General features: G+C 62.0%; 15 protein-coding genes. 6 read left to right on the forward strand and 9 right to left on the reverse strand.

Translation table 11 applies throughout. From position 1 onward, the window contains the following. Positions 1-29 precede the first annotated feature (29 nt). Together EOW68_RS09465 and EOW68_RS09470 are read left to right on the forward strand one after the other, a co-directional pair. Positions 30-416, forward strand: coding sequence for a DUF7344 domain-containing protein (locus EOW68_RS09465; RefSeq protein ID WP_128224913.1), 387 nt, complete (start codon positions 30-32; stop codon positions 414-416). Positions 417-418: 2 nt separating this feature from the next. Then, the gene (locus tag EOW68_RS09470; protein WP_128224914.1) at positions 419-1,129 is read left to right on the forward strand and encodes a DICT sensory domain-containing protein; all 711 of its coding nucleotides are present in this window, start codon (positions 419-421) and stop codon (positions 1,127-1,129) included. 1 nt (position 1,130) lies between these two features. Here the strand turns inward: EOW68_RS09470 and EOW68_RS09475 are convergent, their stop codons facing one another. Next, positions 1,131-1,592 (reverse strand): MGMT family protein, encoded by a 462-nt coding sequence (locus EOW68_RS09475; protein WP_128224915.1) that lies wholly within the window; start codon positions 1,590-1,592, stop codon positions 1,131-1,133. 99 nt (positions 1,593-1,691) lie between these two features. Here EOW68_RS09475 and EOW68_RS09480 point away from each other — a divergent pair, with 99 nt between their 5' ends. Then, the gene (locus EOW68_RS09480) at positions 1,692-3,263 is read left to right on the forward strand and encodes a cryptochrome/photolyase family protein (protein ID WP_128224916.1); all 1,572 of its coding nucleotides are present in this window, start codon (positions 1,692-1,694) and stop codon (positions 3,261-3,263) included. An 8-nt stretch (positions 3,264-3,271) separates the two neighbouring features. On the opposite strand, the gene EOW68_RS09485 is transcribed toward EOW68_RS09480, so the two are convergent. After that, complete coding sequence (locus tag EOW68_RS09485; protein WP_128224917.1) at positions 3,272-4,291, reverse strand: threonine ammonia-lyase; 1,020 nt, start codon at positions 4,289-4,291, stop codon at positions 3,272-3,274. 218 nt (positions 4,292-4,509) lie between these two features. Further along, positions 4,510-5,010 (reverse strand): DUF7978 family protein, encoded by a 501-nt coding sequence (locus EOW68_RS09490; protein WP_128224918.1) that lies wholly within the window; start codon positions 5,008-5,010, stop codon positions 4,510-4,512. Between the two features lie 103 nt (positions 5,011-5,113). Between EOW68_RS09490 and aroC the strand changes: the two genes are divergently transcribed. Further along, positions 5,114-6,343 carry a chorismate synthase gene (gene aroC / locus EOW68_RS09495; protein WP_128224919.1) on the forward strand — a complete coding sequence of 410 codons (1,230 nt, stop codon included), beginning with the start codon at positions 5,114-5,116 and terminating at the stop codon, positions 6,341-6,343. Between the two features lie 129 nt (positions 6,344-6,472). Then, entirely contained in the window at positions 6,473-7,486 is a 1,014-nt protein-coding gene (locus EOW68_RS09500) for a halocyanin domain-containing protein (RefSeq protein ID WP_128224920.1), read from the forward strand. Between the two features lie 26 nt (positions 7,487-7,512). On the opposite strand, the gene EOW68_RS09505 is transcribed toward EOW68_RS09500, so the two are convergent. The 3 genes from EOW68_RS09505 to EOW68_RS09515 are packed head-to-tail and all read right to left on the reverse strand — an operon-like array spanning position 7,513 to position 9,736. Next, positions 7,513-8,382: an ATP-dependent ribose-1-phosphate kinase gene (locus EOW68_RS09505; protein ID WP_128224921.1), complete on the reverse strand. Its 870-nt coding sequence runs from the start codon at positions 8,380-8,382 to the stop codon at positions 7,513-7,515. Next, positions 8,382-9,335: a ribose 1,5-bisphosphate isomerase gene (locus tag EOW68_RS09510; protein ID WP_128224922.1), complete on the reverse strand. Its 954-nt coding sequence runs from the start codon at positions 9,333-9,335 to the stop codon at positions 8,382-8,384. The genes EOW68_RS09505 and EOW68_RS09510 overlap by 1 nt, the downstream gene beginning before the upstream one ends. Before the next feature lie 53 nt (positions 9,336-9,388). Continuing rightward, positions 9,389-9,736: a winged helix-turn-helix domain-containing protein gene (locus EOW68_RS09515; protein ID WP_431358845.1), complete on the reverse strand. Its 348-nt coding sequence runs from the start codon at positions 9,734-9,736 to the stop codon at positions 9,389-9,391. Positions 9,737-9,899: 163 nt separating this feature from the next. Here EOW68_RS09515 and EOW68_RS09520 point away from each other — a divergent pair, with 163 nt between their 5' ends. Continuing rightward, positions 9,900-11,384 carry an FAD-binding protein gene (locus EOW68_RS09520; protein WP_128224924.1) on the forward strand — a complete coding sequence of 495 codons (1,485 nt, stop codon included), beginning with the start codon at positions 9,900-9,902 and terminating at the stop codon, positions 11,382-11,384. 6 nt (positions 11,385-11,390) lie between these two features. Here the strand turns inward: EOW68_RS09520 and EOW68_RS09525 are convergent, their stop codons facing one another. The 3 genes from EOW68_RS09525 to EOW68_RS09535 form a co-directional block, all read right to left on the reverse strand. Further along, positions 11,391-11,807 carry a DsrE family protein gene (locus tag EOW68_RS09525; protein ID WP_128224925.1) on the reverse strand — a complete coding sequence of 139 codons (417 nt, stop codon included), beginning with the start codon at positions 11,805-11,807 and terminating at the stop codon, positions 11,391-11,393. A 125-nt stretch (positions 11,808-11,932) separates the two neighbouring features. Further along, a complete protein-coding gene (locus EOW68_RS09530) occupies positions 11,933-12,988 on the reverse strand; it encodes a glycosyltransferase family 4 protein (RefSeq protein WP_128224926.1) in 1,056 nt (351 codons plus the stop codon). 44 nt (positions 12,989-13,032) lie between these two features. Further along, a complete protein-coding gene (locus tag EOW68_RS09535; RefSeq protein WP_128224927.1) occupies positions 13,033-13,416 on the reverse strand; it encodes a helix-turn-helix domain-containing protein in 384 nt (127 codons plus the stop codon). Positions 13,417-13,453: the final 37 nt, after the last annotated feature.

Below are 13,453 nucleotides of genomic sequence, written 5' to 3' on the forward strand. Positions count from 1 at the left end.
TACACTAATATAGAGTTTATCTAGTACGCATGACCGATAATGAGTTCAGTGAAACAGAGGGGGACGAACCCGTCGGCACAATCCACCTCGACGACGACGAGCTGTACCGTGCGCTCGCTTCGAGACGGCGGCGCCGATTGCTGTACATGCTGCTCGTCGAAGAGGAGAGTACAGTCCAGAAACTCGCAACTGTCCTTGCGGGCTGGGGTGCGACCGAGACGGGCCGGATGGCGACACCGGAAGACCGCAGGGATATCCTCACTGCGCTCGAACACCACCACCTCCCACTGCTCGCCGAATCCGATCTGATCACCTACGATCGACGGAGTGGCGTCGTATCGCTCGGCCCGGTGGATCAGCCCGTCGCCGACCTGATCTCCCGGAGCGTCGAATCAGAGCGCCAGCAACACTCGTAACGATGTTCGACCCCCTGCTCGCCGAAATCCAGAATCAGGGCCGCCAGTTTACGGTCTACGAAGGGGACGAAGAGAGCGGGATTCCATCCCAGTTCGAGACGCATGCAGTGTCCGTTCGTCAGGAAGAGCTTCCGCCAGGTGGCCCTGCGCCGTTCGTCGTTATCGAGCAGGACGGCGAGTTCGCCGGAGCGCTCCCCGTCGACGAGCTCCAGAAACTGATCGAGCCACCGATCGTCCGCCCGGGAGAACGGACCGACGTTTCGGAGGGGTTCGGCGTCCTCTTCGAGGTGCTCGACGACACAGTGTTCACCGCGATGAACCGCAAACAGCTACTCGCAGTCAGCCGCGAGATCGAAGACCGCGCCACTCGCGTCAGGACGGGGACACTCCGGGCGAGTTTCCAGAACCGATCGCGGCTCGAACCGCAGATCGAACTGTATCGGTATCTCGCCAGCCACACCGATCTCGATATCCACATCTACGGCATCGAGCCGGCCGACGCGTCGCCGATTCCCGGCGTCACGTACCACCGGGGAGCGCAACTCGATCGCTACTGGTCGCTCGCCTTCGACGGCGGAGATCACGAGTCACAGAGCTGTGCACTCGTCGCCCGGGAAACACCGAACGGATACGATGGGTTCTGGACGTACGATCCAGCGCTCGTCGACGAGATTCTGTCGACACTCGCGGACTGTGACGATTCCTCGCGCTGAACTAGATTCCTTCTATCAACCGGAGTCGCCGCTCGACGTCCCCGGGGAGTCCACTCGGCCCGTCACCGACCCGATGTGTCGGGATGAAAATCGGTGCTGGGTTCGATGCCAGGGCGTCGCGGACCGCCTGCCTGTCCTCGCTGTCTTCGGGGTTGTGGCCCGGCACCATCATCGTGATCTGCTCGACTGTCGCATCTTCGCCGTAAGGCACCTCCCGGACTTTCTCTAACACTGTCCCCTGATCGGTCGGCATCGTCATCGCGACAGTCACGTCCTCGAAGCTGTCGTCTGCGCCGTTGAGATAGGCCTCGATCCGGTCCAGCAGTTCGTGCTCGGCGTCCGCGCCGGGATCCGGCTGTTCGGGAAACTCGACGGAGAGCACCCGCCCCTGGGCGATACCGAACTGGATGTACCTATCGAGATGCTCCGACTCGCGCGCGTAGATTCCGGCGACGTCGCTCATGGGAACAGTTCCGTTCTGCCCGGCTTTGTGTGTGTCGCCACCGGTTCTCGACAGTGATCCGTGGCGGAATATAAGTCGCTGCAGACCAACAGTACACCGATGGGTGGCCCTGTTGTCGGGACGATTCCCGACCACGACATGACCGACGAGCAGCGTGTTCCCTGGGTACTGGGGACCCAGCTCCACCCCGGAGCCGGCCCCCTCGGCGACACGCCGGCGGACAGTCGTGTGCTCATGATCGAGGCCCACGCATTCGCGCGGCGCAAGCCCTACCACCACCAGAAACTCACGCTCGTTTTCGCGGCGATGCGCCAGTTCCGCGAGGAGTTGCGAGAGCAGGGGTACGACGTCGAATATATCGTGGCAGAAACCTTTCGCGACGGGCTTGCGACGTACTTCGGGCGATATCCCGAGGATACGCTCGTTATGATGCGCTCACCCAGCTATCGGAGTGGGCCGCGGATGGCCGAACTGGTCGCCGACGTCGGCGGAGACCTCGACGTCGTCGAGAACGGGCTGTTCGTGAGTACGCGACGGTCCTTCGACGAGTGGGCCAACACGACCGACCGCCAGCCGTTCACACACGAGAATTTCTACCGGTGGATGCGCCGCGAGTCCGGCGTTTTGCTGACTGCCGAGGGCGACCCCGTCGGTGGCGAGTGGAATCTCGACGACGAAAACCAGGAGTTTCCACCCGCCGACTGGGAACCACCGGACCGGTACCGTCCCGACCACGACGAACTCACGGCCGAGGTGAGCGACTGGGTCGCCACGGAGTTCGATACCTGGGGGCAGCACGAGCCCTTCGAGTGGCCGGTCACCAGATCGCAGGCCCGGTCGATGCTCGATCACTTCTGCGAACAGCGATTGCCGGAGTTCGGTCCCTACCAGGACGCGATGCGCAGCGAGGAGTGGGCGATGGCCCACGCACTGCTCTCGCCGAGTCTCAATCTCGGCTTGCTCCATCCCTGGGAGGCGATCACCGCGATCGAGGGGGCTTTCGAATCAAACGACACGATTTCACTCAACTCTGCCGAGGGTGTCATCCGACAGCTTCTGGGCTGGCGGGAGTTCATGCGCCACGTCTACCGTCATTCGATGCCAGAACTGGCGACGGCGAACCAACTCGGCGCAGCGCAGGATCTTCCCGGGTTTTACTGGAGTGGCGACACCGAGATGGCCTGTGTCTCCGGCTCTGTCGACGATGTTCACGCACGCGGGTATGCTCATCACATCCAGCGTCTGATGGTGCTCGCGAACTTCGCCACGCTGTGGGGTGTCGAGCCAGAGCAGCTAAACGAGTGGTTCCACGCGACCTACGTCGACGCCTACCACTGGGTGACGACGCCGAACGTCGTCGAGATGGGCCAGTATGGCCACGGCGTCTTCGCGACGAAGCCATACGTCTCCTCGGCGAACTACATCGACCGGATGAGCGATTACTGCGGGGACTGCAACTACTACAAAACGAAGGACACGGGCGAGGGAGCTTGCCCATTCAACGCACTGTACTGGGATTTTCTCGCACGGAACGAAGACCAGTTACGCTCTAACCATCGGATGGGATTGATGTACAGCCACGTCGATACGAAGCGTGAGAACGGTGACCTGCAGGAGATTCGTGAGCGCGTCGCAGACCTCCGCAAGCTGGCAGCGGACGGAGAGCTATAACTGACTGCTCAGGATCTGAGTACCGACTGCAGTTTGTCGAGAGCAAGATTTCGACCCGAAACAGGGAAGGCGACTGTTTTTCCAGCCAATTCCTCCTTCCGTTCCAGCGCGGCCGCGACGCCAGTTGCACACGCCGCTTCCATCAGGACGTGATCCTCGGCGAGCATCCGCTCGACGCCATCCCACAGCGCACTGTCCTCGACGAGGACGAACTCGTCCAGTCGCTCGCGCAGTATCTCCGTCGTGACCGCGAAGGGGACGCTCGTCGCGAGTCCTTCGGCCGTCGTCTCCATCTTCTCGTGTGCCGCCAGCGTTCCCTCCGACCACGCCCGGTGCATCGCCGGTGCGGATGCGGACTGCACGCCGATCACGTCTGCGTCGGTGAGTTCGCCGACGGTCAGGCAGTACCCCGACGCGCTGGAGCCACCGCCGACTGGTGAGAAGAAGACATCCACGTCGGGCAAGTCTTCGACGACTTCGAGCCCGGCGGTGCCGACGCCGGCGACGAGTGTCGGTTCGTTTGCCGAGTGGACGTACCTGTACCCCTCCTCTGTTGCGAGTTTCTCGGCGTGTTCGCGGGCGTCGTCGAAGGTTTCGCCGTGATGCTCTATCTGGGCTTCGAGACGTTCCATGGCTCGGACCTTTCCAGGGTTCGCATCTTCGGGGACGCAGATCACCACCGGCACGTCGAACTCCCGGCCGGCGTAGGCGACCGACTGGCCGTGGTTTCCGGTGCTGGCTGCGATCAGTCCCTGGTCGCGAAACTCCTCGTCGAGTCGTGAGACGAGGGTGACGCCGCCACGGACTTTGAACGCGCCAGTCGGGAGTGTATCCTCCCGTTTGAGATAGACGTCGGCGTCGAGTTCGGCCGAGAGCCACTCGCAGCGGACGAGTGGCGTTCGGGGGAGGTAGCGCTCGACGATCGGTTTTGCACTGTAGATATCGGCCGTCGTCGGTGGTGTCAGATCGTGATACGGGAAGACTGTGGTTTCGTCTGGTGATTCGACGGGTTCGTACCGGGCAACCATACTGGTAGGTGGACGGGGACGGTCTTAGTTTTCGGGCTGAGGAGTGGATGTCGAATTCAGCGTTGGGAACACCTCGGTCAGTAGCATTCAATACAGCAAGAAAGCCCCGCCCCTTTCGGTCCCGCCCAGCCTGGAAAACCACATCGAGCGGACGGGGGCTTTCTTGCTGTTGGAGACGTCGATAGTGGATCAGTCGTGCCCACCTCGGAAGAAATCAATCACGTACCAGATTCCAGCATCCGGGAATACAGCCCCCCGCCGAATCCACCGAACACGACTGGAAGCACAAATCCGACGAGTACTGCCGGTGCGAGCAGCTGGGTCCAGGTAATCGCTGCCACGGTAAAGACAGTGTACACACTCCCGAGGACAGTCCAACCGAGATATCCCAGGACAACCGAACCACCAACCTGAACTGAATTCTCTCCGTCGTCGGAGATAAACGTCACAACATACCCAGCGGCCACGAGCAGCGCAAGCAATACGACCGTCTGCCCGAGCACTGCAATCTGCACCTCACCACTCCAGACGGGAAGGTGTGCTCCCATGTGGACGACGAGATACTCACCGAGGCTGTCTGCCCGAACCCAGACGCCTGCGTCGGGATGCAGCCCGAACCGACCCGACGCTACGACGACGAGGGCGCCAAGCAGATAGGCTGCTGTGCCGGCGAGTGCGCTGACCCGCAGATCGACGCCGTCGGAGTATCGGCCAGTCATAGAGAGTCGCGGTAGTAGAGAGATGACACGAGCGACCCAAAACAGTTCTGCCAGCGGCCGGAAGTCGTGGCATTTTATTTGTCCGGACACCTCGGGTATGACAATGAACGGCAACCGATTCGGCCGACTCTTTCAGATTACGACGTTTGGCGAGTCCCACGGCGAAGCGATGGGCTGTACAGTCTCTGGCTGTCCGGCCGGTGTCGAGTTGAGCGAGGAAGATATCCAGGCGGAACTCGACCGCCGGAAGCCGGGCCAGTCGATGATCACCACCTCGCGGGGCGAACCGGACGAGGTGTCGATCAAATCCGGCGTCCAGGACGGCTACACGACGGGGACGCCAATCGGCATGGTGATCCAGAACAAAGACGCACGGTCGGGCAAGTACGAACCCTTCGTCACCGCACCACGCCCTTCCCACGGCGACTACACCTACTCCGCGAAGTTCGGCACCCGGAACTGGGGCGGCGGCGGTCGCTCCTCCGCTCGGGAGACCGTCAACTGGGTCGCCGCCGGCGCGATCGCGAAGCAGGTCTTCGAACAGAGCGAGTACGACATCCAGGTGAAAGCCCACGTCAACCAGGTCGGCGACATCGAGGCACCCGAGGTGAGCTTCGAGGAGATGCTCGAACACACCGAGGAAAACGAGGTCCGGTGTGCTCACCCCGAAACTGCCGAAGAGATGCGCGAGGCGATCGACGAGTACCAGAAGGAGGGGGACTCGATTGGCGGCTCTGTCTACTTCGAGTGTCGGGGCGTCCCGCGTGGCCTCGGCGCGCCGCGGTTCGACTCCTTTGCGGCACGACTCGGGCAGGCTATCTTTTCGATTCCGGCGACGAGTGCCTTCCAGTTCGGGAAAGGGCGAGACACCCGGACGATGCGGGGGATCGAGCGCAACGAGGACTGGGAGTTCGACGACGGCGAGTCACACCCAGAGACCGTCAGCGAGGAGGGCGATCCGGTGCCGGTCGGCAACGACCACGGCGGCCTGCAGGGAGGGATCACCACCGGCGAACCGATCTACGGTGAGGCGACCTGGCACGCGCCGACGAGCATCCCGAAATCCCAGACGACCGCAGACTGGGAGAGTGGCGAGCGCAAGGAGATTCAGGTCGTCGGGCGACACGACCCGACGCTGATGCCCCGCGCAGTGCCGGTCGTCGAGGCGATGCTCCGGCTGACGATTCTGGATTTCATGCTGCTCGGTGGTCGACTCAACCCCGATCGGCTGGATGGGCGGCCCGGCGAGTACGACACCGAGTATCACCCGACGAGTCCGGTCGACGATCCGGACGACGCCGCGACACACGCCGACACCGTCGACGAGGAGTAACTCCCCCCGCAAGGGGTTTGCGTGGACGGTAGGCGGCTGTTCTGGCGTCGTGTGGGTGTGGTCGTCGCTGGCAGAGAAACCGAAGGTTTCAATCAGGCGTGCCCATAACCTCCGATCAGAGCAACATCAATGACGTCTTTCAAAGAGAACCGACGGGAGTTTCTCGCAGCGGGGCTGACCGGCACTGTGGCAGCACTGGCCGGCTGTACTGGTATTCTGGCAGACGGACGGGGAGTCCCCGGCAAGTCCGACATCATCGAAGACGAAGACGGGAGTGGCGGGCCGTCGGGTGTCCCCGAGGATGTCCATACGTATCTCACCGACAACGGCGCAAACGGCTACGAGGAGGAACTGGAGGACATGACCGGCGAGGACTCCATCACCATCGAGGTCGGTGCAGGCGGGCAGGGGTTTTCGTTCGCTCCCGCAGCAGTCAATATCGACCCTGGAACGGAGGTCACCTGGGAGTGGACTGGCAACGGCGGCGCACACAACGTCGTCTCGAGGGAGGACTCCGCCGACGAGTTCGACAGCGGCGAAGCAGTTGACGAAGAGGGAGAGACATTCTCGCACACGTTCGAGGAGGCGGGCAATCAATTCTATCACTGTGAGCCACACACGGGTTCCGGAATGCACGGAGCCATCGTCGTCGGGGAGGTCAGCGACGGTGGTGGCGGCGGTGGAGACTCCGACCCAATCACGGCCTACATGGAAGAAAACGAGGTCAACCTCTGGGAGGGCGAGGTTACCGATGAAACCGACGCAGATTCGGTCACGGTCGAAGTGGGGGCTGGCGGACAGGGCTTCTCGTTCGACCCACCGGCAGTCTCTGTCTCGGCCAGCACAGAGGTTACCTGGGAGTGGACCGGCAACGGCGGCGCACACAACGTCGTCTCGACAGAGGCACCAGCGGAGTTCAGCAGCGGTGAGGCTGTTTCCGAAGCGGGGACAACCTACTCGCGTACGTTCGAGGTGGGCGGAAACCACTTCTATCACTGCGAACCGCATAGCAGCATCGGCATGCACGGTGTCGTTGTCGTCGAAGGCGGCGCAGATGGTAGCACGGGTGGCAACGAGACCGGCGACAACGAAACCGGGGACGGGGCGGCTGGCAACGAAACCGGCGGCAACGAGACGGCATAATCTGATCGCTCCGGGCGCTCGGTGAGCTAGCGATCGAGATATTCTTCGACCGTTTCCCAGGAGATCGGGACCCGGGCTCCGACTGACTGGACAGCGAGTGCGCCGCAGGCGTTGGCCACCCGGAGTGCCTGTCTGTCGTCTTTGCCGTCGAGTTCGGCAGCGAGAAACCCACCAGCGAATGCGTCACCGGCCCCTGCTGTATCGGTTGCTGTCACGTCGAATCCATCGCAGTCGAGTGTCCGGGCACCGTCGAGTAGCGTCGCGCCGCCGTCTCCCCGCTTGATCACCGTCCGTCCCTCGCGGCGTTCGAAGAGATTCCGGTTCCGCGCCGCGCTGGCCTCGCGTTCGTTCACGAAGAGGAGATCGACAGCCTCGACGATGGGCTCGTACTGGCGCTGTCCGAGCCGTCGGCCCGGATCGAAGCTCACCGACACGTCCAGTTCGTCGGCCCGATCCAGCAACGCTGCCGCGGTCCCCGGTGCCTGGCCGGTCAGATGCAGGTGGCCGGTCTCGGTGAGACGCTCCCGTGGCAGGTCGTCAGCGCTGAACGCCTCGTTTGCCCCCTCGTTTGCGAAGACGAACACCTCGCCATCCTCGTCGACGACGAGGTATTTGACAGTCGTCTCCTGCCCGTCGAACCGCCGGAGATACCGGCAGTCGACACCTGTCCGGTCGAGTTCTTCTTCGACCAGTTTGGCGTACCGATCGCCACCGAGGCTACCCACGAGCAGTGGGTCGTGATCCAGTCCCGCGAGGACGGTGGCGGTGTTCGCGGCACTTCCACCACCGGACTGACACTGTTCGGTGATCTGTGCCTCGCCGTCGGGGTCGGGTAACTGCTCGACGCGGAGGGTCACATCCCAGTTGACGTGGCCCGCACAGACGATCCGCGTCATCACTCCGTCCAGGGTGTCCGGTGGTGTTCACCGAACAGTTCGCGCATCACCATCACGATACTCTCCGGCGGGAACTGACCGTGTTCGGTGACGATCGCGTCCACGTACCGGGGTGGCGTCACGTCGAATGCCGGATTTCCGACCTCGATCTCACCGATCGACTCCCGGCGATCGGTGTCGATCACCTCCGCTTCTGACCGGCTCTCGATCTCGACGGTGTGTCCCGACAGCGTCGCCGGATCGAGTTTGATCGTCTGGGCGGCGACGACCATCGGCGTGTCTCGCTCTCTGGCGGTGACTGCGAGTGATCTGGTTCCGATCTTGTTGACGACGGAGCCGTCGGCGGCGATCGAGTCTGCCCCGACGAAGACGTGATCGACCTCGTCGAGATACCGGCCCGCCGCCCCGTCGACGATGAGTGTCACCGGGACGTCGAGTTCTCGAAGCTGTTTGGCTGTAATATGTCCCTGATTCCGGGGTCTGGTCTCTTTGACGATCGCCGAGAGTGATTTCCCCTGACCGACGGCGGCCTCGATACAGGCGAGGACGTCCGTCGAGTGACAGTGCGTGAGCACGGTATCACCGTCACGGAGCCGGTTCGCACCGATCGCACCGAGGTCGTCTTGCGCGGTGTCGAGTCTGTGCTGAAACTCGTCGACGCCCGCAACCGTACTCGTCGCGAGTTCCTCGACTGTCTCTCCGTCGATGCGCTCGAAGACGTACCGGAGTGCGTTCGGGAGGCTCACCGCCGTCGGCCGCGTGTCGAGCAACCGCTGTGCCGCTGTCTGCAGTTCGTCGTGAAACTGCTCGGGGGTCTCCGCGGTGGACTCCGCTGCCTGACTGCCGAGTGCGCCCGCTGTCGCTGCTGCAATCGTTGCTGCACCCCGGATCTCCATCGCGGCGATCTCTTCGGCGGTCGCCTCGACATCGGGGTGGATCTCGATACTGGCCATGCTACCGCCTACTCGGTGCCGCCTGAAAAGTACCCTGTCGACGAGTCGATCTGTCAGGTGGACGATAATTCTTTCTGTCTGATCTCCGGCGTCTCGCACTGGTCGCAACACGTCTTGCACTCGATCAGGTCGTTCTCACGGAGTACGGTGACGAGCCTGTTCGTGTCGTATCGAATCACACCGGATCGCATGTCGTACTCGAGGAAGCCGGCAGATTCGAGTTTCGGGAGGTGGTGGTGATCGAGGGCTGTGGCCGTGCGCTCTTCGGAGATGTCGTACAGGGTCGAGAGGACCTCACTCAGTGTTTCGCGTTCGATCGTCTCGCCATCTCTCGGATTCAGGAGAGAGAGGATCTCGCGTCGAAGTGGATGACTCAACGCCCGAAAGACGTCGTCGGTCAAACTCGACCCAGTAATTGGCTTGGGGGCTGTTCGTTGCTGGAAATAAAACGATATCGTCTACTATTCCGGTGATATGTTCTGACCCGACTCAGAAATTATCTGTCCGTCTCGACTCCAAAGAATTACATTCACAATTCGCCTACGTGGTGTTAGTTACCCATCTATGTCGAGCGAAACATACGAAGTGATCGTCGTCGGCGGGGGTATTGCAGGATGCTTCGCGGCGGCGACGGCGGCCTCGAAGGGGGCGGATGTCGTCCAGCTCGAACGGAAACCCCGCGAGCGAGGTGGACACATCGCCTGTGGGGATGCGATGAAGAGCCCGAACAAACCGAAGATGTACCCCGGCCCGATCGACATGGGTGCAATCGAGGACGACGCCGATGCGCTCATCGACTGGAACATCGACCAGATCGAGTGGTGGGACGAAGAGGTCGACGTCCGGAAGGTCATCCCCTACGACGGCCACAGCAACGTCATCGACCGGTACGTCTTCGGCCAGCGACTGCTGGAACAGACTGCCGACTTCGGCGTCGACCAGCACTTCGATACCGTGGTCAACGACGTGACACAGAACGGCCGCGTAACCGGAGTCGAGGCCGTCCGCAAGGGCGAACCCGTCCGCTACGAGAGCCAGGTCCTGATCGACGGTGCCGGTGCACAGTCTATCCTGCAGGATCTGATCGAGTTCGAGAATCTGGACACTGGGGGTGAGACGACCTTCGAGATGCCCCACTACACCCACTTCGGCTCGGCGTACCGGGAGATCGTCGAAACGGAAGAACCGGTCGACTACCAGAACGCGATCGTCGGCAAACCGCTGGAGGAGATGGGGTATATCTGGTATTTCCCCCGCACGCCGACGACGATAAACGTCGGACTCGGCTTCCAGATGACCAAGGGACCGATCCCGCTGAACGACCGACTCCGGCAGGATATGGAGCGCCGTCCGGAGTTCGACGACGCCAAAATCGCCGAGATATTCGGGGAGAAGGACAAACTCGGCTCGTCGATCGCACTCCGACGACCGCTCGATTCGATGGTCGCACCGGGCTATCTCGCCGCCGGTGGAGCAGCAGGCATGACCCACCCCATCTCGGGAAAGGGCATCCGTGGCGCGGCCATCTCGGGGTACTCCGCGGGGAAAACCGCAGCCAAGGCCGTCGCGGACGGCGACGTCTCCGAGTACGGACTCTGGGACCACAACAGATACATTTTCGACCACGACGAGGGGCCGAAACTCGCCTCGCGGGACGCCTACAACGTCGCAGCGAGTTCGATCAACCCGAACATCCTGCGGGCCGTCGCCGCAATGTTACCCGAAGAGGAGATCAAGACGATCGTCGGCACGGAGACCGACATCGAGACGCTCAAGGGCAAGGCACTGGTCGGGCTCGGCGTCGCGAAAAATCTCATCTCCGAGTACCGAGGGGGGACCTTCGAAGCGCTCGGTATCACGAAAAGTGAACTCTACGAGGCAGTCATCGGCGTCCGCAAGACGCAGGGCTTTGTCGAGGAGTACGACGAGCACTACGAGCACTATCCGGACGACAGGGCTCGATTCGAGGACTGGCTCTCACGGCGCAACCGGATCGACCAGCGGTTCTACGACGCACTCGAGTTGAGTGGTGACGACCGGAAGTACTGAGCGGGGTCACCCGACGGTCAGAATCTCGTAGTTCTGTTTTGCGAGTTCCGGCACCGAGGGTGCGTGGTTGGTTTCCTCGCCGAGTAGCCCGACCCCGGAGGATTTGCACTCTTCGACGACATCGAAGGCGTTCGCACAGTAGCCATAGACCCCGGCGATCAGCCCCTCTCGCTGGATGCGCTCCCAGTCGCTGTCGTACGGTCTGTCGGGGTTTTCGACGAACTCCGCGGGCCAGTCCGTCGCTTCGCCGTCGAGGAAGAGTTCGACCTCGAACCCCTCGTCGGCCAGTTCGAGCGCGTAGTTGAACCCATTCCCAGCAACAGATGTACTGTCCGGTCCCGCGTTCAACAGAACTGCGTACTTTCGTTTCGTCGGTTTCGATTCCTCCGATCCGCTCCCGAGGACAGATTGTAAGATACCCATCGTTACCGGACAGTTTCAGATATCACAACAATATGTCTAGTTCGATTGCCACTGTCCGGACGATTCGTCAGACTACGATAGTTTTATATCTTATACATTGCTGTATTCCTGCCGACACGTCCCGTCTACTGGTCGGCACCGGTGAGCGCTCGGTACTCTTCGAGATAGTTCCTGATGACCGCCCCGTGGTCGAACGATTTCCAGGTGCTGTCGCTGGTGAGAAAGTCGAATTCACCGGATTCGACGATCGCATCCGCGAGTTGCTGTGGGTTCGTGACTCGGTAGCTTCGGTCGGCGTTTTCGATCAGTTCGTGCGCACTGGATTCGGCCTGGTACTCGACGATGCCGATACAGCCACAGGCAAGCGCCCAGAGCAACTCCGTCGCGAAATACTCCCGGTAGGCCGTCTGCACGAAGGCGTGAGCCCCGCGATAGATTTCGAGTCGACGGTCGCGGTCACACGCCCCGACAAAGCGGACCCGGTCGTCGATCCGCAGATCCGCTGCTTCCTGTTCGAACTCGGCGCGTTTCGGACCGTCGCCGACGATCGTTGCCGACCACTCTCGCTCCCGCAACTCCGCGAGCCCGAGCAGAAAATCCTGAATGTTGGCACCTGTCTCCAGGGGGTGTCCCCAGACGAGTTCGCTGGTTTCGTCCGGTTCGACGGTCTCGATCCGGTCGAACTCGATACTCTCCGGGATGACCCTGGTCTGTCTGCTATCGGCGCCCAGTTCCCGGACCTGCGTTCGTACGAGCTCAGATGGGGTAACGACCCGGTCCGGGGTGCTGGCTGCCCATCGCGTGCTGCGGCCGTCCGGGTCGTAGTTCTCGTCGCCGAACCACTCGACGACGAGGGGTGCTCTCGCCAGCTTGCTCCCGGTCCGGGCCGCCACCACCTGCTTTGCGGGCGTGGGTCTGACGGTGATCAGATCCGGATCGAACCGCGCGAGCAGCGCGGGGAGTCGCGTACAGAAAGAGGAGACAGCCGTTCCGAGCGTCACACCGCGGTAGGTAAGCTCATCCTCGACGAAGGTGTCGTCGTAATCGTCCCACCACTGGCCACAGAACAGTACCACTTCGTGTCCCTGCTCGGCGAGCAAGCGAGCGACGCGTTCGAACCGACGTGCCCCTTCCGTGTTCGTCTGCTTGGTCGTCTGCAGCGTCACGAACGCGATACGCATACAGGCAAGAGGCAGTCACCGCTCAAAAACCCCTGCCATCTCCCCTAATCGGCGAGGATCGACGGTGGGTTCCCTTGCCGCGAGGTGACCGACAGTTCGAGTTGGCCGCCGTCCAGCGAGATTTCGAGTTTACTCACGGCAAGTCGGTACTCGCTGGTGTGGGCTTTGGCTGGGCGCAGGCGAACTGATTCTTCGAGGAGGCCCACCTCGGTCAGTTCGTCGACTTTCCGGTATGCCGAGGATGTCGACAGATCACACTGTTCGCAGAGTTCACTCGTCGAGAGCGCCTGTTCGCTCGTCGCTTCGAGGATTGCACGGCAGTCGTCGTCTTCGAGTGCGCCCAGAAGGGTTGCAACGTCGACCTCCGCGGCCCGACCGGTTTCGTGCTGGGAGTCTGCTGGGGCAGTCGAACTAGGGGTGGAGCTCATTGTATCTTACTGTACTCATCCACATCCCGCCAGGGTT

Origin of the sequence: Halovenus amylolytica (assembly GCA_004015825.1) — an archaeon.
GTDB lineage: Archaea > Halobacteriota > Halobacteria > Halobacteriales > Haloarculaceae > Halovenus > Halovenus amylolytica.

Bases quoted from the DNA above. Each gene is read 5' to 3' on its own strand.
- EOW68_RS09485 (WP_128224917.1), bottom strand. From the start codon at position 4,291: ATGGTTGCCCGGTACGAACCCGTCGAATCACCAGACGAAACCACAGTC.
- EOW68_RS09505 (WP_128224921.1), bottom strand. From the start codon at position 8,382: ATGACGCGGATCGTCTGTGCGGGCCACGTCAACTGGGATGTGACCCTC.
- EOW68_RS09465 (WP_128224913.1), top strand. From the start codon at position 30: ATGACCGATAATGAGTTCAGTGAAACAGAGGGGGACGAACCCGTCGGC.
- EOW68_RS09470 (WP_128224914.1), top strand. From the start codon at position 419: ATGTTCGACCCCCTGCTCGCCGAAATCCAGAATCAGGGCCGCCAGTTT.
- EOW68_RS09525 (WP_128224925.1), bottom strand. From the start codon at position 11,807: ATGGGTATCTTACAATCTGTCCTCGGGAGCGGATCGGAGGAATCGAAA.
- EOW68_RS09500 (WP_128224920.1), top strand. From the start codon at position 6,473: ATGACGTCTTTCAAAGAGAACCGACGGGAGTTTCTCGCAGCGGGGCTG.
- EOW68_RS09520 (WP_128224924.1), top strand. From the start codon at position 9,900: ATGTCGAGCGAAACATACGAAGTGATCGTCGTCGGCGGGGGTATTGCA.
- EOW68_RS09510 (WP_128224922.1), bottom strand. From the start codon at position 9,335: ATGGCCAGTATCGAGATCCACCCCGATGTCGAGGCGACCGCCGAAGAG.
- EOW68_RS09490 (WP_128224918.1), bottom strand. From the start codon at position 5,010: ATGACTGGCCGATACTCCGACGGCGTCGATCTGCGGGTCAGCGCACTC.
- EOW68_RS09535 (WP_128224927.1), bottom strand. From the start codon at position 13,416: ATGAGCTCCACCCCTAGTTCGACTGCCCCAGCAGACTCCCAGCACGAA.
- EOW68_RS09480 (WP_128224916.1), top strand. From the start codon at position 1,692: ATGGGTGGCCCTGTTGTCGGGACGATTCCCGACCACGACATGACCGAC.
- aroC (WP_128224919.1), top strand. From the start codon at position 5,114: ATGAACGGCAACCGATTCGGCCGACTCTTTCAGATTACGACGTTTGGC.
- EOW68_RS09475 (WP_128224915.1), bottom strand. From the start codon at position 1,592: ATGAGCGACGTCGCCGGAATCTACGCGCGCGAGTCGGAGCATCTCGAT.
- EOW68_RS09530 (WP_128224926.1), bottom strand. From the start codon at position 12,988: ATGCGTATCGCGTTCGTGACGCTGCAGACGACCAAGCAGACGAACACG.